This window comes from Candidatus Sphingomonas colombiensis, assembly GCA_029202845.1.
GTDB lineage: Bacteria > Pseudomonadota > Alphaproteobacteria > Sphingomonadales > Sphingomonadaceae > Sphingomonas > Sphingomonas colombiensis.
In genome coordinates, this window is the sequence record CP119315.1 from 2,899,100 (window position 1) to 2,922,510 (window position 23,411).

General features: G+C 64.4%; 19 protein-coding genes. 6 read left to right on the forward strand and 13 right to left on the reverse strand.

Going from position 1 to position 23,411, the window contains the following annotated elements:
- Positions 1-470: 470 nt before the first annotated feature.
- From P0Y64_13980 to P0Y64_13990, 3 genes are read right to left on the reverse strand one after another with little or no spacing between them, the layout of a single operon-like run.
- Positions 471-3,518 (reverse strand): efflux RND transporter permease subunit, encoded by a 3,048-nt coding sequence (locus tag P0Y64_13980; protein ID WEK42489.1) that lies wholly within the window; start codon positions 3,516-3,518, stop codon positions 471-473.
- Positions 3,515-4,546, reverse strand: coding sequence for an efflux RND transporter periplasmic adaptor subunit (locus P0Y64_13985; protein ID WEK42490.1), 1,032 nt, complete (start codon positions 4,544-4,546; stop codon positions 3,515-3,517). The genes P0Y64_13980 and P0Y64_13985 overlap by 4 nt, the downstream gene beginning before the upstream one ends.
- The gene (locus tag P0Y64_13990; protein WEK42491.1) at positions 4,543-5,901 is read right to left on the reverse strand and encodes a TolC family protein; all 1,359 of its coding nucleotides are present in this window, start codon (positions 5,899-5,901) and stop codon (positions 4,543-4,545) included. Before P0Y64_13990 ends, P0Y64_13985 begins: the two co-directional genes overlap by 4 nt.
- 153 nt (positions 5,902-6,054) lie before the next feature.
- Between P0Y64_13990 and P0Y64_13995 the strand changes: the two genes are divergently transcribed.
- From P0Y64_13995 to P0Y64_14005, 3 genes are read left to right on the forward strand one after another with little or no spacing between them, the layout of a single operon-like run.
- Complete coding sequence (locus P0Y64_13995) at positions 6,055-7,059, forward strand: YncE family protein (GenBank protein ID WEK42492.1); 1,005 nt, start codon at positions 6,055-6,057, stop codon at positions 7,057-7,059.
- A 38-nt stretch (positions 7,060-7,097) separates the two neighbouring features.
- The gene (locus tag P0Y64_14000; protein ID WEK42493.1) at positions 7,098-7,772 is read left to right on the forward strand and encodes a response regulator transcription factor; all 675 of its coding nucleotides are present in this window, start codon (positions 7,098-7,100) and stop codon (positions 7,770-7,772) included.
- A complete protein-coding gene (locus P0Y64_14005; protein ID WEK42494.1) occupies positions 7,765-9,114 on the forward strand; it encodes a HAMP domain-containing sensor histidine kinase in 1,350 nt (449 codons plus the stop codon). Before P0Y64_14000 ends, P0Y64_14005 begins: the two co-directional genes overlap by 8 nt.
- Here P0Y64_14005 and P0Y64_14010 read toward each other — a convergent pair.
- Together P0Y64_14010 and P0Y64_14015 are read right to left on the reverse strand one after the other, a co-directional pair.
- Positions 9,107-9,790, reverse strand: a complete 684-nt coding sequence (locus P0Y64_14010) for a phosphatase PAP2 family protein (GenBank protein WEK42495.1) — start codon at positions 9,788-9,790, stop codon at positions 9,107-9,109. The genes P0Y64_14005 and P0Y64_14010 overlap by 8 nt on opposite strands.
- The gene (locus P0Y64_14015) at positions 9,790-12,135 is read right to left on the reverse strand and encodes a TonB-dependent receptor (GenBank protein ID WEK42496.1); all 2,346 of its coding nucleotides are present in this window, start codon (positions 12,133-12,135) and stop codon (positions 9,790-9,792) included. Before P0Y64_14015 ends, P0Y64_14010 begins: the two co-directional genes overlap by 1 nt.
- Before the next feature lie 312 nt (positions 12,136-12,447).
- Here P0Y64_14015 and P0Y64_14020 point away from each other — a divergent pair, with 312 nt between their 5' ends.
- Complete coding sequence (locus P0Y64_14020; protein ID WEK42497.1) at positions 12,448-13,128, forward strand: PEPxxWA-CTERM sorting domain-containing protein; 681 nt, start codon at positions 12,448-12,450, stop codon at positions 13,126-13,128.
- Positions 13,129-13,241: 113 nt separating this feature from the next.
- On the opposite strand, the gene P0Y64_14025 is transcribed toward P0Y64_14020, so the two are convergent.
- A complete protein-coding gene (locus tag P0Y64_14025) occupies positions 13,242-14,039 on the reverse strand; it encodes a DUF2569 domain-containing protein (protein WEK42498.1) in 798 nt (265 codons plus the stop codon).
- 372 nt (positions 14,040-14,411) lie between these two features.
- On the opposite strand from P0Y64_14025, the gene P0Y64_14030 reads away from it, so the two are divergent.
- Both P0Y64_14030 and P0Y64_14035 read left to right on the forward strand, forming a co-directional pair.
- The gene (locus tag P0Y64_14030) at positions 14,412-15,950 is read left to right on the forward strand and encodes a histidine kinase (protein ID WEK42499.1); all 1,539 of its coding nucleotides are present in this window, start codon (positions 14,412-14,414) and stop codon (positions 15,948-15,950) included.
- Positions 15,928-16,554: a response regulator transcription factor gene (locus P0Y64_14035; protein WEK42500.1), complete on the forward strand. Its 627-nt coding sequence runs from the start codon at positions 15,928-15,930 to the stop codon at positions 16,552-16,554. The genes P0Y64_14030 and P0Y64_14035 overlap by 23 nt, the downstream gene beginning before the upstream one ends.
- On the opposite strand, the gene P0Y64_14040 is transcribed toward P0Y64_14035, so the two are convergent.
- Genes P0Y64_14040 through P0Y64_14070 form a run of 7 tightly spaced genes read right to left on the reverse strand, consistent with a single transcriptional unit; the run spans position 16,547 to position 23,408 of the window.
- Positions 16,547-17,083: a prepilin peptidase gene (locus tag P0Y64_14040; protein WEK42501.1), complete on the reverse strand. Its 537-nt coding sequence runs from the start codon at positions 17,081-17,083 to the stop codon at positions 16,547-16,549. The two genes, P0Y64_14035 and P0Y64_14040, sit on opposite strands and share 8 nt — an antisense overlap.
- Positions 17,080-17,892 (reverse strand): hypothetical protein, encoded by an 813-nt coding sequence (locus P0Y64_14045; protein WEK42502.1) that lies wholly within the window; start codon positions 17,890-17,892, stop codon positions 17,080-17,082. The genes P0Y64_14040 and P0Y64_14045 overlap by 4 nt, the downstream gene beginning before the upstream one ends.
- Complete coding sequence (locus P0Y64_14050) at positions 17,889-18,860, reverse strand: LytR C-terminal domain-containing protein (GenBank protein WEK42503.1); 972 nt, start codon at positions 18,858-18,860, stop codon at positions 17,889-17,891. Before P0Y64_14050 ends, P0Y64_14045 begins: the two co-directional genes overlap by 4 nt.
- A 4-nt stretch (positions 18,861-18,864) precedes the next feature.
- Entirely contained in the window at positions 18,865-19,833 is a 969-nt protein-coding gene (locus P0Y64_14055) for a type II secretion system F family protein (protein WEK42504.1), read from the reverse strand.
- Between the two features lie 4 nt (positions 19,834-19,837).
- Complete coding sequence (locus P0Y64_14060; GenBank protein ID WEK42505.1) at positions 19,838-20,842, reverse strand: type II secretion system F family protein; 1,005 nt, start codon at positions 20,840-20,842, stop codon at positions 19,838-19,840.
- Positions 20,839-22,206: a CpaF family protein gene (locus tag P0Y64_14065; GenBank protein WEK42506.1), complete on the reverse strand. Its 1,368-nt coding sequence runs from the start codon at positions 22,204-22,206 to the stop codon at positions 20,839-20,841. The genes P0Y64_14060 and P0Y64_14065 overlap by 4 nt, the downstream gene beginning before the upstream one ends.
- A complete protein-coding gene (locus tag P0Y64_14070; GenBank protein WEK42507.1) occupies positions 22,203-23,408 on the reverse strand; it encodes an AAA family ATPase in 1,206 nt (401 codons plus the stop codon). Before P0Y64_14070 ends, P0Y64_14065 begins: the two co-directional genes overlap by 4 nt.
- Positions 23,409-23,411: the final 3 nt, after the last annotated feature.

Sequence of the window (23,411 nt, forward strand, 5' to 3'; positions counted from 1 at the left end):
CAGATGCTCTACCGCTTCAGGCACGACATGATCGGACTTTGCCCCCCGGTCGTTCATCTCGTAGCGGGAACCAGCGATATTGCCTGCAATACCGGGCCAACATCGCTGGTATGGATCAAGGTCAATATCGAATTTATGGTCGATCTGGCCGAAACTCACCATGTCGTCGTGATATTGCGCACTCTTTCGCGGAGGTACGGTTCAGCTGGCGCCCTGCGATCGCTCCGGTCGAAAAGGTCGTGAGCTACAATCATTCGCTTAGGTCATTTCGTGCGCGCAAAGGCCTGATATTGATCGATTGTCATTCCGCTTTGGATGACAGAATGGGAGGATTTCGTCCGGATATTTCAGGTGAAGAAGTTCTTCCGAACGAAGCGAGTTATGTTCTCACTGCCCCACTGGCTCGCAAAGCGGTGGACGCGGTGCTCATCAGGAAAAAGGGGCGTTAACGGGGTTTTTTTGGGGGGGGATTAGGGAGTGTAGCCACTTGCGGGCGCGGTTTTTCTTCCGGTGAGGCCGATCAGCACCGGCATCGCCAACAGCACCAACGGATATTGCAGCAACAGACCCGCGATGATCGAGATCGCCAGCGGTTGCTGAATTCCGGCGCCACGCCCGATCGACAGGGCGAGCGGCAGCAGCGTCAGGATCGCCGCGAGCGTCGTCATCGTGATCGGGCGGAGTCGGTTGCGGCTGGCTTCGCGCGCGGCGGCGCGGTGCGGCATGTGGTGCGCCAGTTCCTCATATTCGCTGACGTAGAAGATCGCCATTTCCGTGCCGATGCCGATGATCATCGTCATGCCCATCAGCGCGGTGATATTGAGATCGACGCCGGTCAGCCACAGCGCGGTGAACACGGCGGTGGTCGAGAGCAGCGAGCACCCGATGATAATGAGCGGCGTCGCGAAGCGGCGATAGAGGACCAGCAACAGGATGAACTCCGCGATCAGCGCGGCGAGGAACACCCGCGTCAGCCCGGCGAAGGCGATCTGCTGCTGCTGGTAAAGCCCGCCAAGCTCATAGCGCACGCCGGGCGCGAGCAGGCCCGGTTGCGCGAGGGCACGCGTGATATCCGCGATCGTTGCGCCGAGCCCGCGCCCCTCGATCCGGCCCGTCACCGCGACCATCGGCTCCAGATTTTCGCGCGCGATCTGCGGCTGGCCCGTGACCGGCTGGAGATTGGCGACCCGCGATAGCGCAAAGACATGCCCGTCGCTCGCGCGGATCGGGAGCCGCGCCAGCCCCTCACGGGTGATCGACAACGCATCGGGCAGGCGAACGCGGACGTTGATCGCCTTGCTGGCCTGGGGAAGGGTGGTCGCAACCGTTCCGTTGAGCGCCGCGTCGATCGCGTTTTGCACTTCGGCCGGGCTCACCCCCTCGAACGCGGATCGGATCGGATCGATGCGGACGTCGATCGCATCCCCGGCGAGCTGCACGCCATCCTTCACCTCGATCACCCCGGAAACCTTGCCGATCGCGGCGGCGACCTTCTGCGCCTGCGTGGTGAGGATCGTCGGGTCGGACGAGAACAGCTTGATCTCGATCGGCTGCGGCACCGCCGTCAGATCGCCGATAAGATCCTCCATAAGCTGCGCGACCTCGACCTGCACCCCCGGCACTTTCGCGGCAACCTGATGCGCGACGGCGGAGGCCACCTCCTCGGTGGCGCGGGCATGATCGGGCTTCAGCCGGACGAAATAGTCGCCGTGATAGCTCTGCCCGAGATCGCCACCGAGCCCGGTGCCAAGCCGGCGCGAGAAGGTCAGCACGTCCGCATCCGCACGGAGCAGCGCATCCACCTGGCCCATCCGCCGCTCGGTCTCGTCGAGCGAGGTGCCGGGCGGCGTGTAATAATCCATGACGAAGCCGCCCTCGTCGACCTTGGGCATGAACCCGGTCGGCACATTGGCGTAACCGATATAGCCGATGATCAGCAGCGGCACCCCGATCGCGGCGAGCAGCCATGGCCGTGCACGCAGCCGATCCAGCCCGTTATCGTGCCATCGCGCGAGCCGCCCCTCGCCGGCGCTCGCGGGATCACGCACGGTATCGAAATCGACCAGCAGCGTGGTCAGCGCCGGGACGACAAAGGCGGTCATCGCCCAGGATATCGCCAGCGCGGCCGCCATCGTCACGGATAGCGCCTTGGAAAATGCGCCGGTCACCCCGGTGAGGAACGAGAGCGGCAGGAACACGATCAGCGTTGCGAGGCTCGATCCGGTCAGCGGCGTCATGAACTCGCGCGCGGCGGGCAATACCGCCGCCTTGCCGGCGCCTTCTGCGCCCGCGCGGCGCACGATATGTTCGACCATCACGATCACATCGTCGATCAGCAACCCGACGGCCGCGGCGATCCCGCCGAGCGTCATGATGTTGAAGCTCATGCCGCAGATCGTCAGCACCAGCACGGTCGTCGCCAGCGTCGCGGGAACGACGATCGCCGCAACGAGCGTGATCCGCCAGCTTTTGAGGAATAGCAGCAGGACGAACGCCGCGAGGACCAGCCCGATCAACACCGCATCGCGCACGCTCGCGACCGATTCCGTGACGAGCTCGCTCTGATCGTACCAGCAGACAAGGCGCGTGCCGGGCGGCAGTTTCACACGCGCGAGCTTCTGTTCGACGGCCTGCGCGATCTGCACCGCATTGCCGTCCGGCTGCTCGAAGATATTGAGCAACACCGCCGGCCGCCCATCCTCGCTGACGCGCAGCCATTGCGGCACCACACCCTGCTGGACGGTCGCCACGTCACGCACGCGCACCACGCCGGCCGGATCGGCCTTCACCACCACCTCGCCGACGGCGGCGCTGCCGGGGAGGGTGCGATCGGCGATGACGAGAGAAAGCCGCCCGCGATCCTGCACCCGCCCGACCGCGCTCAGCACATTGCCGTTGGCGATCGCGGCGGAAAGATCGCTTATCGCAAGGCCATGCGCGGCAAGGCGCGCAGGATCCGCCAGCACCTCGATTTCAGCCGTCTCGCCCCCCTGCACATCGACGCGCGCGAGGCCGGGGATGTCGCTCAGCAGCGGGACGATCTGATAGCGCGCGAAATCCTGCAGCCGCGCCGGCGTCGTCTCTTTCGATTCGAGCGCATAGGAGATGATCGGGAAGACGGTCGGGTCCATCCGCCGGACGTTGTAAGTGGTGCCCGGCGGCAGCGATCCGAGCGCGCGGGACATCGCGCCCTCCACCAGCAAGGTGCTCGCCACCATATCCCGGCCCCAGCCGAAATCGATCGAGATCTGCGCCGATCCGCGCGTCGTTTCCGATCGTACGCTGCGCACACCCTGCACCGCGCGCAACGCCTGTTCGACCGGGGTGGTGACGGTGAGCGCGGTCTGATCGGCGGGGCGCGAGCCGGCGTCGATATCGACCACGACGCGCGGGAAGGAGACTTGGGGGAACAGCCCGATCGGCAGCGCGAATGCGGCGACGATGCCCGCGATCGCCAGTGCGATGGCGATCGTCAGAAAGGCGCGCGACTGCCGCTGGAGCAGCGTGGCGTAGTTCATCGCGACCGTGCGACCCGCACCGCGTCGCCGTCCGCGAGCTGATAGGCGCCATCGACGATCAGCCGGGCGTTGGGATCGATGCGGCCGGAAACGAGATCATTGTCCGGGTGTGACACCTCTACCGTCACCGGCACCGCCTTCGCTTTGCCGGCAGCGATCTGGAACACGCGCGCCTTGCCGTCGCTGTCGATCACCACCGCGCGATGCGGCACCAGCCAGCCCGCTGCGCGACCAGTTTCTATCTCCACCCGCGTCGCTTCGCCGGGCAGGATCGCGCCGGCGGGATAAGCGATATCGACATCGATCAGGCGTGTGCGCGAGTTGAGCATCGCATCGACGCGCTGAACGTGCCCGGCAATGCTCGCGCCGCCATCGAGCCGGGCCAGCGAAACCGGGGCGCCGACATGCAGTTCGGCGCGGCGCGAGGGATCGGCCCCCACCGTGACGATCACCGATCCGGCGCGCGCCACCGTCGCCAGTGCCTGGCCCGGCTGGGTGCGATCGCCCGGCGCGACAGGAACGGTGCTGACGACGCCGGCAAAAGGCGCACGCAGCGTGATCGTCGCCGCGCCTGCGCCCTCCTTTGCCAGCGCGGCTAGCGCGACGCGGGCGTCGGCTAGCGCCTTTTCCGCCTGCACGAGCTGATCGCGTGTCGCGAGTTGCTGCGTGACGAGCTGCGCGGTGGTTGCGCGTTGCGATTCCGCGGCTTTTACAGCGCCCTGCGCCTGAAGGTAGTTGCTCCGCGCGATCGGGGCGACCGCGAACACGATCACCGGCTGACCCGCCGCGACCTGCGCGCCCGCGACGGTGGGGATCGCGACGACCTGTCCCGGCTGCTGGACGCTGAGCGTTGTCACGCCGTTCGCCGCCGGGGTCGCTTGGCCATAGCCCTCGATGACCTTTGGAAGGCTGCCCTGTCGCGCGGGCATCGTTGAGACGAGCGTGGTCGATTGCGCCGCCTCGTCAGCGGGTTCGGTCGCGCCGCATCCGCAGAGCGCCAGCGCGAGCAACGGGATCGCGCGCCTCATCGCGCGGCGCCCTTCGTGCCGGGATCGGGCGTGCCGAGGGTATCGACGCCCGGCAGTCCGGTGCCGAGCAATGCCTCGATCGCGACCTGCCGATCGAGCAGCGCGAGTTGCAGCGTGAACACTTCTTGTTCCTTGGTGAAGCGGTTGGTGACGAGATCGACATAGGCGCGCTCGTCGAGCGCCGATGCGGCGAATGCACTGCTCGCCCGCGCTGCCGCGCTGCGGGCGGCGGGAAGATCACGCTCGACCGTCGCGAGCTGCGCGCGAAGCTGCTCCATCTCGGATAGCAGCGCGCCGACCTCGCCCGTCGCGGCATCGAGCCGGGCGGTGTATTCGGTGCGGAGTTGTTCGCGGGTGGCGCGGGCGATCGCCACATTGCCCTGATTACGATCGAACAGGGGCACGCTTACCTGCACAGTCGGGCCGCCATTCACCACCTTGCTGTTGTCGCTGGACACGCTGCCGCCGAGGATGAAATCGGGGAATTGCGCAAGGATCGCCGCACGCAGCGCCTCATCCTGCGAGGCATAGCCGAAGCGCAGCGCGAGCAGATCGGGGCGCCGTTCGGGAAGCGAGGCAAGGCCGGCGCGCGCCGCCGCGATATCGAGCGGGGCGAGATCGGGCGTGGAGCGCAACGGCACGATCACATCCGGCGCGAGCGCAAGCAGCGCGTTGAGCCGATGCCGATCCTGCAACTGCTGCTGATCGAGCGCCTGCAGATTGGCCCGCGCCTGCTGGTAACCAACCGCGCTTGGCGCCGCCGTCACCAGCGTCGCATTGCCGGCGGCCAGCGCGCGCTGCGTCGTTTCGTAGCGATGACGGAGGAGGGCGGTGGCTTCCTCCAGCAACGGGCGCGACCGTTCGCGCTGGATGATGTCGACCGCGAGCTGCCGCGCACGGCCGGCGACCTGCCATTCCTGCCACAACAGATCGGCGCGGACCTGATTGGCGGAGGCGCGCGCGCCGCGCACCTTGGGCTTGTAGATCAGCAACGCCTTCAGATCCTGCGCGAGCCCGAAATTCCACCCGGGAACCGTCCCCGCCCCGGAAATGAGCGGCAGGAATGCGCCAGTGAGCGACGGATTGGGCAACACGCCAGCCTGCACAAGCTGCGCATCGGCCACGCCCTGCTTCGCGCGCGCCGCGACAAGATCGGGCGACCGCGCGACGGCCAGCGCCGTGACATCGGCGACCGACAATGGCCCGGCAGGAACAATCGGCAATTCACGCATGTCGCCGGCGAGCGCGGGGCGTTCCGCGAGCGGCGCCGCCTGATAATGCGCGCACCCGGCGAGGAGCAGAGCCGGCAGCATGACGCTGCTCACGCGCCGCCGTTTCGACGGACGGACGGTCATTCTGGCTTCCGCTTCCACAACCGCGCGACAATCATGTCGCGTCAATAGAGCGGAGCCGGCGCGAACCGACATTGTATTATCCCAATGTTGGGCGAAAGCGCTGGCCGGTGGGGCGGCATTTCTTCCATGGAAAGGCGGAAGGAGACCCAAAGGATGTTCCTCGCCCGACCGTTCGCGCTGGCATGTGCAGCGTTGTTCGCCTCCAGCGCCGCACAGGCGCAGACCTATCAACTTGCTGCCCCGATCCCCGTTCCCGGCGATGGCGGATGGGATTACGCCCATGTCGATCCTGCCGCGCACAGGCTTTACGTCGCCCATGGCGACGAGGTGGCGGTCGTCGATCTTGCGACGATGCGCGCCGGGGTACCGCTGGGGCCGGTCGCGCGCGGCCATGCGGTCGTCCCGCTGGCGACGCATGAACTGGCGGTCACCAGCGGAAACGATTCCACGGTTCGCTTTTTCGACCCGTCGCATGGCCGCCAGACGGCGAGCGTCGCGGTCGATCGCAAGCCGGATGCCGCGATCGTCGACCCCGCCAATGGCCATCTGCTGACCATGAACGCCGCAGGCGGATCGGTCGCCGAGATCGACCCGACGTCCCACCGCCTGATCCGCACGATCCGCGTGAAGCCGGGCCTTGAATTCGCCGCGATCCATGGGCGGACGCTCTATATCAACAACGAGGAAGCGAACGAGATCGAGGTGATCGACCTTGCGACGGGAACGATGCGCAAGCCGATCGCGCTGCCGGGCTGCGAGGAGCCGAGCGGGCTGGGGCTGGACGCGGCGCACGCTCGCCTCGTCAGCGCCTGCGCCAATGGCGTCGCGGCGGTGGTCGACCTGAAATCCGCGCGGCTGGTTCAGACGGTGCCGATCGGGCGCGGGCCGGATGCGGTGCTGATCGACGCGCGGCGCTCTGTCGCGCTGATTCCGGCCGGCGCGGACGGCGTGCTCGATGTGCTCGACCTGTCGGCGCCCGGCAAGGTGACGCACAAGGCGAGCATCGCGACCGAGCGCGGCGCGCGCACCGGCGCGATCGATCCGGGGACGGGCAACGTCTATCTCCCCACCGCGCGGCTCGCGCCGCCCGCGGCCGGCAGCAAACGCCCGTCGGCGATGCCGGGGACGTTTCACATCGTCGTGGTGAAGCCGCTGTGACAAGCTGCTAAGGGAAGGGGGAACTGACGGGGCAAAAGATGCGGGTGCTGCTCGCCGAAGACGATGCCGAAACCGCCACACTGGTCGCGCATGGACTGGGGGAGGCGGGATATGTGGTCGAAACGATCGGGCGCGGCGACGATGCGCTCGCCGCCGACGCCGGGGCGTTCGACCTTGCGATCGTCGATCGGATGCTGCCGGGGCTGGATGGGCTGGAGCTGGTGCGGCGCTGGCGCGCGAATGGCATCAAGATGCCGGTGATCATGCTCACCGCGCTTGGCAGCATCGGCGATCGCGTATCGGGGCTGGGCGCGGGCGCGGACGATTATCTGGTCAAGCCATTTGCCCTGGCCGAGCTTTCCGCCCGTGTCGGCGCGCTGCTGCGTCGGCCCCCGCTGGCTGAGCAACCGACGCGCTTTCGGGTCGGAGAGGTGACGCTGGATCTGTTGCGGCGCGAGGTGCGGCGCGGCGGCCGCGAAGTGCGGTTGCAGCCGCGCGAATTCGGCATTCTCGAACAATTGATGCGCAACGCCGGGCGCGTCGTCACGCGGACGATGCTGCTGGAAACGATTTGGGGCTTTCACTTCGATCCGCAGACCAACATCGTCGAAAGCCACCTGAGCCGGATGCGCGGCAAGCTCAACGAAGGCTTTGACAGCGATCCGATCGAAACGCTGCGCGGCATCGGTTATAGGATGCGCGCCGATGACTGACTGGCGCCGCAGCGCCGCCTACCGGATCGCATTCATCTATAGCGGCGCGCTCGCTCTGGCGGTCGCGCTGCTTGGCGGGCTGGTCTATTTCGCGGCCGACCGCGCCTTTCGCGCGCAGCAGGATCTGGCGTTGGCGGAGGCCACGGCGGCGTTGGTGCAGGATTATCGCGGGCAGGGGATCGCCCCATTGGCCGAAACGATCCGACGGCGCAGCGCAACCAACGGCGTCGTAACCTTCGGCTATGCATTGTTTGACGCAAATGGCCGGCGGCTGGCGGGCGATTTCGAGCTGAGCCTGCCGCAACCGGGCTTTTCCAATGTCACGTTTCGCGATCCGGTCGAGGGGCTGGACAGCGCGCGCGTGCTGACCACCGCGCTGGATCGCGATCATATCCTCGTCGTCGGCATCGATTCCCAGGCGCTCGAGCGCATCGACGGGGTGATCCTGTATCTGTTCGCGGGTGCTTTCGCGCTGGTGCTGCTCGTCGGGTTGACGGGGGCGGTGTTGCTTGGCGGCTATCTGCGGCGGCGGCTCGAACGGATCAGCGGCACCGCGCAGGCGATCATGGCGGGCGACATGCGCCGCCGCGTGCCCGTCTCCGCGCGCGGGGATGAGTTCGATCAGCTTGGGCAGGTGCTCAACCTGATGCTCGGGCGGATCGCCGGGCTGCTGGATAATCTGCGCCAGGTCTCCGCCGATGTGGCGCATGATCTGCGCACGCCGCTCGCGCGGCTGCGTGGCGGGCTTGAGGCGGGGCTGGCGCAGAACGATCCGGCGGCGCGCGAGACGGCGATCAGGCAGGCGGTGCAGCAAAGCGACGCGTTGCTGGCGTTGTTCGGCGGCATCCTGCGTATCGTCGATGTCGATACCGGCGATATCCGGCAGGGCTTCGCGCCGGTTGACCTGAGCGGGCTGGCGGAGGATCTGATCGACAGCTACGCCCCCGCCATCGCGGACAAGGGGCGCCATCTGAGCTGCGAGATCGCGGCGAACGTGAGCGTTGCCGGCGATCGCGAGCTGATCGCGCAGGCCGTCGCCAATCTGCTCGACAATGCACAGGCGCATACGCCCGCGGGCACCACCATCCGGCTGACGCTCCGCGCGGATGGTGGGGCGGCGCGGCTCGCGGTGGAAGACGATGGCCCCGGCGTGCCGGCGGATGATCGCGCACGGATCGTCGAACGCTTCGTACGGCTGGACCGCAGCCGATCGGCGAGCGGCCACGGCCTTGGCCTCAACCTTGTCGATGCGATCGCGCGGGCGCATGGCGGCGTGCTGGCGATCGAGGACGCCGCCCCCGGCCTGCGCGCGGTGCTGCGCTTTCCGCTGGCCGTTATCTGATTCCAGCCGCGCTCAATTCCGCCGCCGCCGCGTCATAAGCGGTGCGGAATTCGGGCTTCGTCATCAGTCGTTCGGCGACCAGCAGCCCCAGCGCTTCCCCGGCGGTAACGTCGCTGCGGAAATGCTGGAGGCAGACGACGCGGCTTTGCCCGTAGCGCGCGGCGCGGGCGAGGATCGCGGGCGCCTTGGCCGGCACCAGCCGCGCGAGCACGGCGCCCATCGAGAAAGCCATGGTGGTATGGCCGCTGGGATAGCTGGACAGCGGCTCGCTGCGACCCTGGGTGCAGGTGCTGAGCGTCTGATCGATATCCCATGGGCGGCGGCGTTTGAACTCGTCCTTGCCGCGATCGGATGCGTCCTTGCCCGTTGCGCGCACCAGCTTCATCAGATGCGCGGTAGCGGGAAGGGCGTTCAGATCGAACGCCGGGCCGATCGCGCTGGCGAAGATCGAGGCGTTTTTGGTTTCGCCATCCTGCGCCGCATCCGCTTTCTCCGCATCCGAGCGCGTGCGCCCCACCGCGTGCAGCTCGTCCATCTCGGCGCGCGCCTGCATGCTGCCATCGACCGGCGGCGGTGGGAGCACCGCCGCCGGATCGAGATCGGCAGCCGTCAGCAACGGGGGCTGTCGGGGGGCATCCGCCGCGAGCGTCGCGGCGAACAGCAACAACCCGAGCATCAGAATTTCACCGTAATATCGCCCGTCACCGTGCGACCGACCTGGTAGAAATACTGATCGGATGCGGCGGTCTTGCCGGTATTGATATTGGTGACACGCTGCGAGTTGAACAGATTGTTCACCTCCATGCCGAATCGGATACGGCCAAGATCATAACGCGCGGAGAGGATCGCGCTGTTATAGCCGTTGCTGCGATAGAAATCATAAGTGGTGAACGCTGCCGCCGACGCCGGCGTGCCGTCGCTCTTGATCGCGCTGGGATCGGTGAACCACTGCCTGCCCGTCCATTTGTCGATCAGCGAGAAGACCATCGGGCCATGCTTGAAGAGCACGCCGCCCGCCGCCGTCCATTCCGGGGCATTGGCGACCTGAAGCGCCATGAAGCCGCTGTTGCGCGTTTTGGCGTAGTTGCGCGATCCATTGGCGAACACCGCGAGGCCGCCGGGGAAGGCATAGGTAATCTGGCCTTCGATGCCCTTATATTGCACCGATCCCTGATTGAACCAGACGGTGCCGACGCCCGGTTCGGGCGACAACGCCGATGCGAATTTGTTCGAGAAATCGATCTTGTACACATCCGCATCGATGCTCAGCCGCTGGCCGTGATAGACCACGCCGGCCTGATAATTGGTCGATCGTTCCGGCTTCACCGTCGAACGGTCAGGCCGGTCGACGTAAAGGACGCCGAGCGCGGGAGCGAGGAAGCCCTGCGCATATTGCGCATATGCCGAAAGCGCGGGCGTGATCGCATAATTGACCGTCGCGAACGGCAGATCGGCGCTGTAATTATTGCTCAGGCGCTGCGCGTAACGCGTCGTCTGATTGTACGTCGCGTCGATGCGGCGATTGAAATCGACGTGCTTGAAACCGGGCGTGATCCTCAACCCCGGAATCGGTCGAAGCTCCAGTTCGACGAACTCCTCGGTGTGATTGGTATTGCTGTTCTGATCAAACTTGATGTTCTGCGGCGTGGCCACGTTGGTGACCGGGTTGGTCACCTTTTTCTCCACGAAATTCGGCAGCATCGTCACCAGATCGACATCGCGCTGCTGGCGATAGGTGTCGGACCATTCGATCCACGCACCCGTGGTCAGCGTGCCGAAGCCGAAATCGAGGTGGACCTTGGCGATATCGCCATACATCCGGTATTTGTTGGTCTTGGTATAACCGGGCACACCCGCGACAGCCTTGGCGCCGGGCGCGAGCGTCACGGTGTTGCCCTCCGGCTGCACCAGCCCGGTCTTGGGATCGATGCGGCCAAAAGCGGTGACATCGCTGCCGCTCAGCGTCTCATTGTCGTAGCTATAGGTATAGGCACGGTTTTCGAAGCTGGATTTTCCGCCGAGATCGGCCTCGAATTTGATGATCTCGAAATCGGTGGTCTTGCGGGTGTAGTTATAGCCGAAATAGCCCTGGCTCGTCGGATCGTTGTTCAGGCTGTAATATTTGCCATATTGCTTGATCTGATCGAGCGTCGCGCCGTCCTTGTCGGGCTGATTGAAGCGATTGACGTTATAGGTGCCGAGAAAGGTCAGCCGGGCATGATCGCCCAGCGGCACCATCACCTTGCCGAAGATATTCCACGAACGGAACGGGCTGTAGGTGCGCGCGCCATCGGACTTCACCCATTGCGTGCTGAACACCGCTTCGGTGCCGCCCAGCTTGTCGATCGCGCCGGTCTGCGCGACCGCGCGGAGCAGATAGGTGTTGAACGTGCCGTAAGCGGCCTTGCCTTCGAAGCCGGGATCCTGGCGCGTCGCCCGGCTGAACAGGTTCATGTTCCCGCCGAATGTCGCCTGACCGAGTGTGGCTGCATTGCCGGGGCCGCGATCGACGATCAGCGTTTCCACCGTGTTCGACGGGAAGAAAGTGTTCGAATGATGGGTTGGATCGTTGGTGTCGCCGAACGGCACGCCATCATAGGTGACGTTATATTCGCCGTCCTGGAAACCGCGGATCTGCGCCTTTGATTCCGACAGGCCGCTGCCATTGGCGCTGCCGTAATTGGAAACGCTCGGCGCGATCAGCGCGATCTGGTTGAAGTCGGCGGTCGCCGGCAGCGAGTCCTCGATGAAGGATCGCGAGATGATCGATTGCGGCTGGGTCGTCTTCAGCGAGGCTGTGACAGGGGCGATCTCGTTCGCCTTGGTGCCGGTGACGATGACGTCGGAGCCTTCGGCAATGCCGTTGGATTGCGTGCCGTCGTCGCCATCCGGTGTCGTCGGTGTTGCGTCGGCGGGGGCGATGTCTGCTGGCGCCGCAAATGCCGGCGCCGCGATCGTTAGCGCGTGTGCAACAGCCGTAGCGGCCAGCAAGCGCCGGCGCGTGGAGAACGCGAACTTCATGAATATCGCCCCTTTTTGCCGAGATCGGCTGGCGCGGCGCTAGTTCAATGCTGTGACGGGTGGGTTGCAGTCATGTGTCAATATGAAGATTGGGAAATCACAATCTTCTTTAACCAGGCGCGATGCCGGTGCGGCGGGGGCGCCATCCCGCGCAAAAATAATAGTGGGAATTCTCAAGCCCATAACAACGAATGGGCGATCGGATGTGTCAAAATGGAACGTATCTGACTTTCCCCGCTTGACTGGTTAACAGGAAGTTGAGACTAAGGTTCTCCGGTAGATTCGATGTGCGACTTCATTTGGGAGGTCTCCGTGGGACTCTACGTAAAAAAAACGGCCGTTGGTTTTGCAGCGGCGACGTTTGCACTTGCTTTCCCCTCTGTGGTTAATGCTGCTGTAACTGTCGATGGTTACACGCTTAAAACCGGATCTTTCGGTGCGCAGACGGGTGTTCATTCGAGCGGTTCGCCCGCTGGCCACAGCATTGACGGCTACGTCAATCAGGACGGTTCGACGGTTACGTTCAGCAGCGTAAGCGGCTTACTGAGCTTCGGCGGCGGAAGTGGCGAGGCCACGATCAACAGTACCCCGTCGATGACGGACCTGAACGTCCTCTTCCAAAAGAGCTGGAACAGCGTGACGTTCGATTTCATGGCCGATAAGAAGGTGACTTCTGCCTTCACGCTGCTGGTGAACGGGACGGCACTGTTCTCCGCCACCCCCAATTTGGGTGATCCGGCCTGCACTTTCTGCCTGATCGACAATGGCGGAAACAAATTCACGGTAAGTGGGCCGGGCATCTCCAATCTTGCCTTCACCTTTGATCCGGGGATTCCCATCGCCAAGCAGTTCCGGGTCGAAGGCCTGAGCAATGGCGGCGGAGTGCCGGAGCCGGCGACATGGGCGATGATGATCCTTGGTTTCGGCGCGGTCGGCGGGATAATGCGACGTCGCGGTGCGACGCAGGCGAAGCTGCGTTTTGCCCGGGCGTAACGATATTCCGTTTATCCAAACTGGTTTAGTTTAGCTCAATTGCCAAATGCGCGAAGCAGGCGCGGTGGTGTTGGTGGGAAGTGGCACAAAAGGCGTGCCGCTTCGCTCCTTCGTCACCGCGCTGCGGGTACGCGCCAGCGATAGGTGAGGTTAACCCGCCGCGAAAAGACCAGATATGGCAGCCAGATCGCCACGCTGATCAGCACCTTCTTCAGATTGCCTTCCAGCAGGTCCGCGAGCGAGGCGGCTACATCGCGCGGCAGATGCGCGATCTGCCCCATGATGCGCGCGATGCAAATCTGCATCAGGATATCCATCACCCATACCCCGGCGAGAAAGCGCGGGAAGAGCGGGATGTGGCGAAGCGCGAGAACGAAGGCAAAGCCGTAAAGGCTGGAAAGCAGCAGCAGATCCCACACCATCAACGTGTAGAGCGTGCGAAACCATTCGGGTGGCATCCCGCCCAGTGCCGGAATGCCGGTCAGGAATTCCAGCGTGCGCACCGGCACGTTGATCAAGATGCCAATCATCAGCGACGCCATCAGACCGCTGGCGCCGTATAGCGGCATCGATCGCGCGGCTATCGCGCCAACCCCCTTCCAGTCGCCGAGCCGCGCCAGCCGCGTCGTCGGCTGCGCATGGAGCGCGGAGGCTGGAAACGCCGACAGGCCGAACAGCACGGTCGCCACCGGCACACCCACCACAAGGGCATATGGCAAAGCGTTCGCGATCCCTTCCGCCGTGCCGTTCATGGGCGTCGCGGAGAATGCCAGGCGCAGCCCGCACGCCGCGCCGGCAAGTATCACCCACGCCAGCAAAAGACGCGGAAGCCCGACTTCCAGCCTGCAGACCAGCGTCAGGCTGCGGGCGGAAAGCGCGCGACCGGCGGGATGTTCGATCAGCGACTTCATTGCGCTTCCTCTGGATGCGCCAATACTATCAATCAAAAACGTTGCCGTCGCGTAAAGGTTCGCGGTCGCCGGTGCTTTTCGACGCGCCGTGAACTCATTTTACGTGTCGGATTGTGCAAATTCGATGCTGTCAGAAGCGCGCAATGATGTAGGCTTCGCGATATCGGGCCAAGGGGGCATGATGTGACAGGCGGCTTGATCGCCAGATTGCAGCAGAGGCTGGCACGCGATCTCGGCTATTCGGCGGTGTATGACATCGTTGATGCCGGCCGGGTTCTGCTGGCGGTCATCGCGCTGGCGATGCTGCCCCGGACGCTATCGACCGATCATGCGCTTTACCATGGTATCGCGATCGCGTTCGTCGGCTATGCGATGGTTGCCATCGCGACCATTTTTCTGCGGCTCTTTTCGTGGAAAGCGACAAGGCAGGCGAGGCTGCTCGGCTCGATCACCGACGAGGTGATCGGCATCGCGGTGGTCATCCTGTTTGTCGGCATTCCGCTTCTTTACTTCCCGTTTCTGATTTTCCTGCTCGTCACCAAGCGACTTCAGTCGAGAGTGAGCGGGGTGGCGCTGGAATATGTCATACTCTCCACCCTGGTTCTGTTGCACAACGATATTGCGCGTTTCTGGCCGATCGTGCCGCGGATATCGGACGACGCGGTGATCCTGCAGTTCATCATGCTCACCTTCATCGCCGCGTCGGCGCTCGCGCTGCGGGTTCGAAGGGGCGATGAAAGACTGGCCACGCAATGGAATGCGGAACTGCTGGCGACCAGCATGAGGGCGCGGGCGCTTCCGCTTGAGGAGATCGCGCACTGGCTGGCGGAGCGGTTCCTTGTCGGATCGGTCGTGATCGCCTGCAAATCGGATGCGGGGGGCGACCAGTATTTCCACGCCCTTCGAGATGGCGAATGGGCAACGATCCGTCCCGAGCGCGAACGCGCCGAGCGCATGATGTCGCCCAGCGAAAGCGGCGAAAGCTTTCTGTGGGAGACGGCGACCAGCAGTGCGCTGCAAGGCGGCCATCCTGGAAAGGCCCCGATCGTATGCGAGATCCGTTCGGGCTTCCTGCCCGATGAGTTCGTTCCTGCGGGCGCGATCATCGGCGCATTCCCGATCGAGGCCAGCTCGCTGCATGGATACGTCTATCTCATCGGACTTTCGCGAATTTCCGAGATCATGCTTGAACAAATTGTGGATGCTGCTGGCGCCGTCGCCGCGATGCTCGATCGCTATCAGATGTTCGAGGCCTGGCGCCTCACCGCATTCGCCAACGCGCGGCTGGATATCAGCCAGGACATGCATGATTCGGTGCTGCAGACGCTCGCGGGGCTGAGGATGCAGGTCGCCGCGCTCCTTCAGGACAAGAATATGCCCCCGGCCACGCGGGAGGAGAGGCTGCAATCGCTGCAATCGATCATCGCGGCCGAGCAAAAATGCCTGCGCGAATTGATCGACAGCAGTGCCCAGCCAAGGGGGGGGAACACCGATCTGGCGCTCCATCTCGGACAGCGGGTCGAGTTGCTATCCCGGCAATGGGGGATTGATTGCACGCTTCTCACTGAACCTGCCGAACTATGGATCACGCCCGACATCGCGCTGGAAGTCGAATTTCTGGTGCGTGAGGCGGTGTCGAACGCGGTTCGCCACGGCAACGCATCGACGATACAGGTGATTGTCGCGGAACGGGAAGACGTTCTGCTAGTAACCCTGAAGAGTGACGGCGATGCCGTGATCCCACAAGGAAATGGAACTACCGATGCAGAAGGTATAGCATCGCAATCCCTTATCAGGCGGCTTACCGCGTTGAACGGGCGCGCCTATGCCGACCAGATCGAACAAGGTATTTTGCTATCGCTTCGGATTCCGCTGAAGGCCAAAATATATGTCGAAGCTGCTGATCGTTGACGACCATCCGATCTTTATCGACGGGCTGCGGCATTTTCTCGAAACGAATGGCCATTTCGTCGAGGCGGCAACGCGGACTTCGCTTGCGCTTGAGCGGATCACTGCCGGCGATTTCGATCTTCTGATCCTGGACGTAAGCATGTCCGACGGAGGGGGGCTGCACATATTGCGCACCCTGCGCGGGGCAGGGAACCGGATGCCCGCGATCTTCCTGACCGTGGGGTTGAAGCCCAGCGAAACGATGGAGGCGGTGCAACTGGGCATCAACGGCATCGTGCTGAAGCACAATGATCCCGCGAACCTGCTCCTGTGCGTCGGCGCGGTCGAGCGCGGTGACACCTGGATTGATCCGACGATCATCGAACGGGTCTTGCGCCGCAGCATGGCGGGGCAGGGGGTGCCGGTGCTGCCCAATTACGGGTTGACGCTCCGGCAGGAAGAATTGGTCAAGCTGGTTGGCAAGGGCCTGCGCAACCGCGAAATCGCGCTGCGCTGCGGTTTGTCCGAAGGCACCGTCAAGCTGCACCTGCACCGCATCTACAACAAGCTCGGGATCGGCTCGCGCGCTCAGCTCATCATGATGCTGGCGGCCGAGACTATGTGATTTTCACCAGCGGCGGCGGTTGAAGATACCACGGCTTGGGCTGCGGACTGGCGTTCCCGCCGACGATCGCGAGGATCGCACCCGCCGATATCGCGAGGCCATAGGGGATCGGGCCGCGCACCTTCAGGCTTGGCACATCGGCTGATAGCGCCACGCGTTGGGGCAGCATTCGGCGGAGCAGGATGAAGGCAATGCTCAGGATCGCGCCGCCGATCGCGGTATAGAGATACAGCGCCGCCACGCCGGTGAAATCGAACCACAGCGCCATCGCCGCGAACAGCTTTACGTCGCCGCCGCCCATCCAGCCGCGCGAGAACAGGAACAGGCCGCCCATGAACGTGAGCGCGAAGCCGATCGCATTCTGCCACAGCTGAAAGCCCCAGCCGCAGCTATACGCCCATAAAAGGAACAGCAGGATGACGGCGGCTGGAAAGATGTTCGAGATGCGCAGTTTCCAAATGTCCATCACCGCCGCCGATACCAGCACCGCATACAGCGTGATCAGCAACCCGGTCTGAACCCCGTTCATTGTGTGCTCCCCAGCGATGCAAGGATCTTCGCGGTTTTTTCGGGATAGATCGGTGCAGCCGCTACCGACTGGCTCAGCCACGCCCGCGCGTCTCCGCGTCGCCCGGCAAGCAGCGCGGCATAGCCCGCGTTCGACAAGCGCTCCGCCCAGCGCGCCGCATTGTCCGTCTTGCGCCGCACCGGCTGTTCGCCCATCGCCGCCGCCGCGATATCCAGATTGTTGGCGAACCGCAGATTGGCGGGATCGGCGGCAAATGCCTGCTCCAACAATGCCTTGGCCTCGGCATAACGTCGCTGCTTAAGCAGTGAAACCGCAAGGTCGTTGAGCAGCGCCGGCGCCCGGCCGCCGATCGTGATCGCGCGATTATAGGCTAGCCCGCTGTCGCTCCATCGTGCGCGCAGATCATAAGCGCGGCCAAGGCCAGACCATATTCGCCAATCCGGCAGACATTTTTCGACTGCCTTTTCCATATAGGCGATCGCGCGGTCGGCATGTTCCCGCGCCACGGCGGACGCCCCCAGCCCGGCCACGACGCGGCAATCGCCGCCTTCCTCGCCGGCGAGCGCGATGAACGCCTGTTCCGCCTCCGCATATTGGCCCTGCGCCAATGTGAGTTGCGCGCGGATCACGGCGAGTTCGCGCGTCTGCGGCATATCGGCGGGCAATCTTTCCAGCATCGTCTGCGCCTGCACCAGCCGACCGGACCTGACCGCCGCTTCGATCAGCGGGAGATCGTCAGCGGTCGATGCCAGCGCTGTGCCCGACACCGACAATGCGGCGAACGCCTGCAGGTAGCGATATCCCCTCATCGCCGCGCGACTGGCTTCGCCTTGTCGAACCCGATCGCGTTTTCGCCGATGAGCAATTGTACGCGATTGGCCTGGGACAACGGATAGAGCCGTGTCCTGAACGGCACAGCCTGCGCCAGACGCTTCGCGGTCGCCTGTTCGGCGGGGGGATAAAGAATGCGGCTGACCGTCAGATACCCCTTCGCATCCCCACGATCGAGCGACTGCCAGCCGCGCCCGCTCAGATAGGATTGCACTCGCCCGGCGATGCCCTTGCGACCGACCGCATTCACGATGAGCGTGTTGCGCAATGGCGCGTTTACGGGAGGCACGACCTGCAGATTGCCGGCCGCCGCGGATGGCCGGCCGATGTCCGCATAGCGCATTTGCGGCATGACGAGCCGAACCACGCCCGGCGCGACCCGCTCGAGCCTTTGGCCGGGAAGGGCCGGGGGAGCCGGCGGCACCGCCGCGACGCTGGCGAGGACGACGCCAATGCCTTCCGCGTCGCGCGTCGGGGCAGGAGACTTTCCGGCGCCGGCATTCGCGACGACCGCCGCGGCAGCTCCGGCGGGAGCGAGCATCGCGTCCATATCGATCGCGAGCAATTCCGCCTCCGCCTGCCGCCCTTGCGCGCGCAGCGATGCTCCATAGGCGCGATAGAGTGCCGGATCGCGCGGCGCGAGCGCCAGCGCCTTCTGGAAATAGACCTCGCTAAGATCGTATCGCTGCAGGCGATCGTAACAGCGCGCCAGGCCGGCCGTCGCGCCTGCATCATCCGGATCGATGGCGACCATCCGCCGATACATTTCGATCGCAAGGCCGTAATTGCCGTCCGTGAGCAGTCGAGCCGCCTTGTCGGCCGATCCCTTCGCGTCGGCGGTGAAGCGGGTTCCTTCCGGAACATCGGCCCTGACCGTCGCGCGCGAACACCCGGCCGTTGCCAGCAGCGCGGACAACATCAGCCACGAAAAAGTATCGCGCCGCATCACCTTATCCCCCCATCACCGGCAGCAACTGACGCACGACGCGGATCGCGGCGGGCAGCATCAGGACGCCGATCATCACCGGCAACATGCAGGCGACGAGCGGAATCGAGAGCAGAACCGGCAGCCGGTGCGCCTTCTCCTGCGCCAGCATCTTGCGCCGCTCGCGCATTTCGCTGGCGTAGATCCGCAAGGTCTGGCCGATGCTCGAGCCGAGCTTGTTCGACTGGATCAGCAGCGTGGTGAAGGCGCGGATCTGATCCACGCCTGCGCGATCGCCCAGACGCCGCAATGCTTCTTCCCGCCCGCGCCCGGCGCGCAGTTCCAGCACAGCCGTCGCTAGCAGGTTCGCGATCAGCGGACGGGATTGCGCCATCTCGCGCCCGACGCGATCGAACGCGGCTTCCATGCCCAGCCCGGCCTCGACGCAGACGAGCATCAGATCAAGCGCGTCGGGAAAGCCGTTGACGATCTGCTCCTGTCGCCGCGCCGCGCGCGCCGAGACCCACAGATTGGGAGCATAAAGCCCGAATACGGCCAGCGCCGCGCCGAAAATATAAAGCGTGAGCAAAGAGGGCGGTGTTCCGCGCAGGACCGTGGCAAGCACCAGCAACGCAGGCAGCCCCAGCGTCAGCACCAGCCGCGCGAGCGTGAAGATTCGCGGGGCCTGTGGCGAGGTATATCCCGCTGCCGCGAGGCGCCCGACCAGCGAGGCATTGTTGCTGTCCGCCAGCGAAAGACCGCGCTTCTCGATCGCATTTACCAGTCGGCTCCACGGATCGGAACCATCGGATGGGCGCAGCGACGCGTTTCTGGCGCCCGGTTCATCCAGCACCGCGCTTTGCACAAGGCGCCGCCGGATGGTGGTGCGTTCGATCACCACGGTCGAAATCGCCAGCACGCCGATCACCACGACGGCAAAGAGCGCGGCGAGGATCGCATAGCGCGGAAATAGCTGAAGGGCGGCGTCCCACATGGCGCTAGACCTTGATGTTGACCATGCGACGGATGGTCACGAAACCGATAAGATACAGCCCGATGAGCGAGCCGAACCCGATGGCGAAGGCCGGGTCTCCCGCCACCTCGAGATAGAATGGCGGGTTGACCAGGAACAGCACGACGAACGCGAGGATCGGCAGCGCCGTCAGCAGCGTCGCGGTCATTCGTCCTTCCGAACTGAGCGCGCGCACCATCATCACCATGCTCGCGCGATCGCGGATGACTTTCGACAAATTCTCCAGAATTTCCGCCAGATTGCCGCCGGTTTCGTTCTGGACCGACAGCGAAACGACGAACATGTGGAGGTCTTCCAGATCACAGCGATCGGCCATGTTCTGAAGCGCGTCACGCAAATCCGCGCCATAAGCGACCTCATCGGTGGCGAGGCCGAATTCGCTGCCGATCGGATCGCTCATTTCCTGGGTTAGCAGATCGAGCGCGGCAGCGACCGGATGGCCGGCGCGCAATCCGCGGACGAAGATGTCGAGCGCGACCGGGAATTGCTCCGCCATCTTCCGGTGGCGGCGTTCCGCCCGCTGGGCGATGACCATCAGCGGCAACACGAACCCCACCGCGAGCGCGAAGCATCCTGCCATCAGCAGCGTGCCGCTGCCGATGGTCAGCCCCAATGCGATTGCGCCGGCGAGTGTGAACACGAACAGAAGCGCCACCGCCAGCATCATCAGGAACAGCACGCGCCCCGGTGACAGGCCGAGAACCCCGCTTCGCAGCAGGGCGTTCAGCCGTTGCTCCGGCCATGCAAGAAAGCTCGGAAGACGAATCGCCGCGCCTTGCCCGTCGCGCCGCAGCCGCGCCAGAATATCGGGCCGATCGAACCCGCTGGCGATCAGGCGCAGGCGTTTGTTTACCGCGCGCGTGCCCCCCCGGCTCGCGCGAAACCAGGATACGCCGCCCTCGATCGCCAGCACGGCCGCGGCGAAGACCAGTGCGAGCACAAGCAGACGGATCGCAGCGAACGAGATCATTGCATCGCCACATTCGGATTGAAGATGTCGTTGGGCAGGCGGATGCCGCGATCCTCCAGTTCCGACATGAAATGCGGGCGAATCCCGGTCGCCTCGAAGCGCCCCAACACGCCGCCATGCTCGTCGCGCCCGTCCAGACGGAAGCGGAAGATTTCCTGCATCGTGACGACATCCCCCTCCATGCCGATCAGTTCCGAAAGGCTCAGCAAGCGTCGCTTGCCATCGGCAAGCCGGCCGACCTGGATCACCACGTTGATCGCGCTGGCGATCTGCGATCGGGCGGAGCGCGGCGCGATGTCGATACCGCTCATCCCAATCATCTGCTCGATGCGCGACAGGGCATCACGCGGCCTGTTGGCATGGACGGTGGTCATCGATCCGTCGTGGCCGGTGTTCATCGCCTGCAGCATATCGAATGCCTCGCCGGCGCGAACTTCGCCGATGATGATCCGATCCGGGCGCATGCGCAGCGCGTTTTTCAGCAGATCGCGCTGGGTGACTTCGCCATTTCCCTCGATATTGGCCGGCCGCGTTTCGAGCCGGGCAACATGCGATTGCTGAAGCTGAAGCTCTGCCGAATCCTCGATCGTGACGATCCGTTCGGTGCCGTCGATAAATGCCGACATCGCATTGAGCAGCGTCGTCTTGCCCGATCCCGTTCCGCCGGAAATCAGGATGTTGCGCCGCGCCTCGACGATCGCCCGCAATACCGCGGCGACCGTTTCGGGCACGCTTCCCAACGCGATCAGTCGATCCATGTCGATCGGCACGCGCGCGAATTTGCGGATCGACAGCAGCGCGCCATCGACCGCAAGCGGCGGAATGATTGCGTTGACGCGCGATCCATCCGCCAGCCGCGCGTCGACATAAGGCGATGCCTCGTCGACGCGCCGGCCGACGGCGGCGACGATCTTCTGGATGATCCGCAACAGGTGACGCTCGTCCTTGAAGCGGATCGACGAAGGTTCCAGCCGGCCATGGCGTTCGACGAACACGGCGTTGGCGCCGTTCACCAGAATATCGGTGATGCTTTCGTCCTTGAGCAACGGCTCCAGCGGCCCGAGCCCGAGCAGCTCGTCGAGCACGTCGTTGACCAGCCGCTTGCGCTCGGCGAGGTTGAGCGCGTGTTTCTGCAGCGAGAGCTGTTCGTGAACGATTTCGCCGATTTCCGTCTGGATCTGATCGCGCGTCATCGTTTCCAGCGCCGACAGGTTGATCAGATCGAGCAGGCGCTGATGCAGCTCCACCTTCAGCGCGGTGTGGATATCGCCCTGCGGCTGCGCATGGGCTTCCTCGCTTCGGGCGGCGCCTTTCTGTTCAGAGGCCGGCGGCGCGCCTGCGGTGCGAATTTGCCAGACGCTCACCGGTCGCGCTCCAGCAGCATGTCGACCGCGTCGAGCATCTTGACCAGATCCCGGCTGACCGCGCTTTTCAACTTGATATCGCCGATCATCACCCCGCGATTGAGCGCGGTGTTCATCAGCGCGAAATCGTTCGCGACACTAAGGCCGATCTGGCGCCCGATCGTTTCCGACGCGTCACGCAGGTTGATCTGCTGAAACAGCCGTTTTTCGACGCGATTGACCACGACCTGGATTTTCTCCGCCGCGACGCCGAGCTTGACCAGCAGCGCGAGCTGCCGTTGCGCCTGGCGCAGGCTGGCGATCGACAGCTCGATCACCAGAAAGACGACATCCGACTGAGCAACCAGCGAAAGCGACCAATTGGTCCAATCGCTCGGAAGATCCAGAAATACCGTATGATATTCCGCTGTCGCCAGCTGGACGATATCGCAGATCTGATCCGTGCCGACGGTGTCGGTCGGCACCAGCTCCACCGGCGCCGCGATGATCTTCAATCCGGACGAATGCTCCGCCGCCACCGAGGATAGCACGGCGGGATCAAGCCGCTTCCCCGCGTCAAGCAATTCGCTGACGGTGAGATCGGGAACGACCCCAAGGTGCGTCGCGGCATTGCCCCCCTGCAAATCCAGATCGAACACGCATGCCTTTATTCCGCGCCCGGCCTCGCGCTGCGCATAGAGCGCCGCCATCTGGGTCAGCAGCGCGGTCGCCCCGACGCCGCCGACACTCTTGATGATCGAGACGATCTTTCCGCGGGGCGCGTTCTGGGCGATCCCCCGCTCGATCTCCTCGCGCATCCGCTCGATCACGGCTTCCAGCTCGCGCCGTTCGAGCGGCAGCGCGATAATGTCCCTGATCCCCGCGCGCAGCAGCGCCTGCATCGTGGGCATCGACATGTCGCGCACCGCGGCGACCACCGCGATCGAGGGGTTCTCCAGCTGCAGCTTTTTCAGACGGGCGAGCGACGCCTGATGATCGGGGCGAACCTCGATCACGATCACCCGCGCACGTTTGACGATCTCGCTGGGAACGTCTTCGTCAGGTTCGATCTTGCTGGTGTCGAGCGACATGCCGCCGACGATGCTCGCGCCGAATTCAGCCGACAGGATTTCCTCCTGCGAGAGGACCAGCTCGATCCCCGCGCCGGGTCGACGGATCGCCCAGCTGTTTGGCTCGAATTCGGACAACTCTAGCACTCCCACCAC

Excerpts from the sequence above, each read along its gene's own strand:
- P0Y64_13980 (WEK42489.1), bottom strand. The coding sequence starts at position 3,518 with ATGAACTACGCCACGCTGCTCCAGCGGCAGTCGCGCGCCTTTCTGACG.
- P0Y64_13985 (WEK42490.1), bottom strand. The coding sequence starts at position 4,546 with ATGAGGCGCGCGATCCCGTTGCTCGCGCTGGCGCTCTGCGGATGCGGC.
- P0Y64_13990 (WEK42491.1), bottom strand. The coding sequence starts at position 5,901 with ATGACCGTCCGTCCGTCGAAACGGCGGCGCGTGAGCAGCGTCATGCTG.
- P0Y64_13995 (WEK42492.1), top strand. The coding sequence starts at position 6,055 with ATGTTCCTCGCCCGACCGTTCGCGCTGGCATGTGCAGCGTTGTTCGCC.
- P0Y64_14000 (WEK42493.1), top strand. The coding sequence starts at position 7,098 with ATGCGGGTGCTGCTCGCCGAAGACGATGCCGAAACCGCCACACTGGTC.
- P0Y64_14005 (WEK42494.1), top strand. The coding sequence starts at position 7,765 with ATGACTGACTGGCGCCGCAGCGCCGCCTACCGGATCGCATTCATCTAT.
- P0Y64_14010 (WEK42495.1), bottom strand. The coding sequence starts at position 9,790 with ATGCTCGGGTTGTTGCTGTTCGCCGCGACGCTCGCGGCGGATGCCCCC.
- P0Y64_14015 (WEK42496.1), bottom strand. The coding sequence starts at position 12,135 with ATGAAGTTCGCGTTCTCCACGCGCCGGCGCTTGCTGGCCGCTACGGCT.
- P0Y64_14025 (WEK42498.1), bottom strand. The coding sequence starts at position 14,039 with ATGAAGTCGCTGATCGAACATCCCGCCGGTCGCGCGCTTTCCGCCCGC.
- P0Y64_14030 (WEK42499.1), top strand. The coding sequence starts at position 14,412 with ATGGTTGCCATCGCGACCATTTTTCTGCGGCTCTTTTCGTGGAAAGCG.
- P0Y64_14035 (WEK42500.1), top strand. The coding sequence starts at position 15,928 with ATGTCGAAGCTGCTGATCGTTGACGACCATCCGATCTTTATCGACGGG.
- P0Y64_14040 (WEK42501.1), bottom strand. The coding sequence starts at position 17,083 with ATGAACGGGGTTCAGACCGGGTTGCTGATCACGCTGTATGCGGTGCTG.
- P0Y64_14045 (WEK42502.1), bottom strand. The coding sequence starts at position 17,892 with ATGAGGGGATATCGCTACCTGCAGGCGTTCGCCGCATTGTCGGTGTCG.
- P0Y64_14050 (WEK42503.1), bottom strand. The coding sequence starts at position 18,860 with ATGCGGCGCGATACTTTTTCGTGGCTGATGTTGTCCGCGCTGCTGGCA.
- P0Y64_14055 (WEK42504.1), bottom strand. The coding sequence starts at position 19,833 with ATGTGGGACGCCGCCCTTCAGCTATTTCCGCGCTATGCGATCCTCGCC.
- P0Y64_14060 (WEK42505.1), bottom strand. The coding sequence starts at position 20,842 with ATGATCTCGTTCGCTGCGATCCGTCTGCTTGTGCTCGCACTGGTCTTC.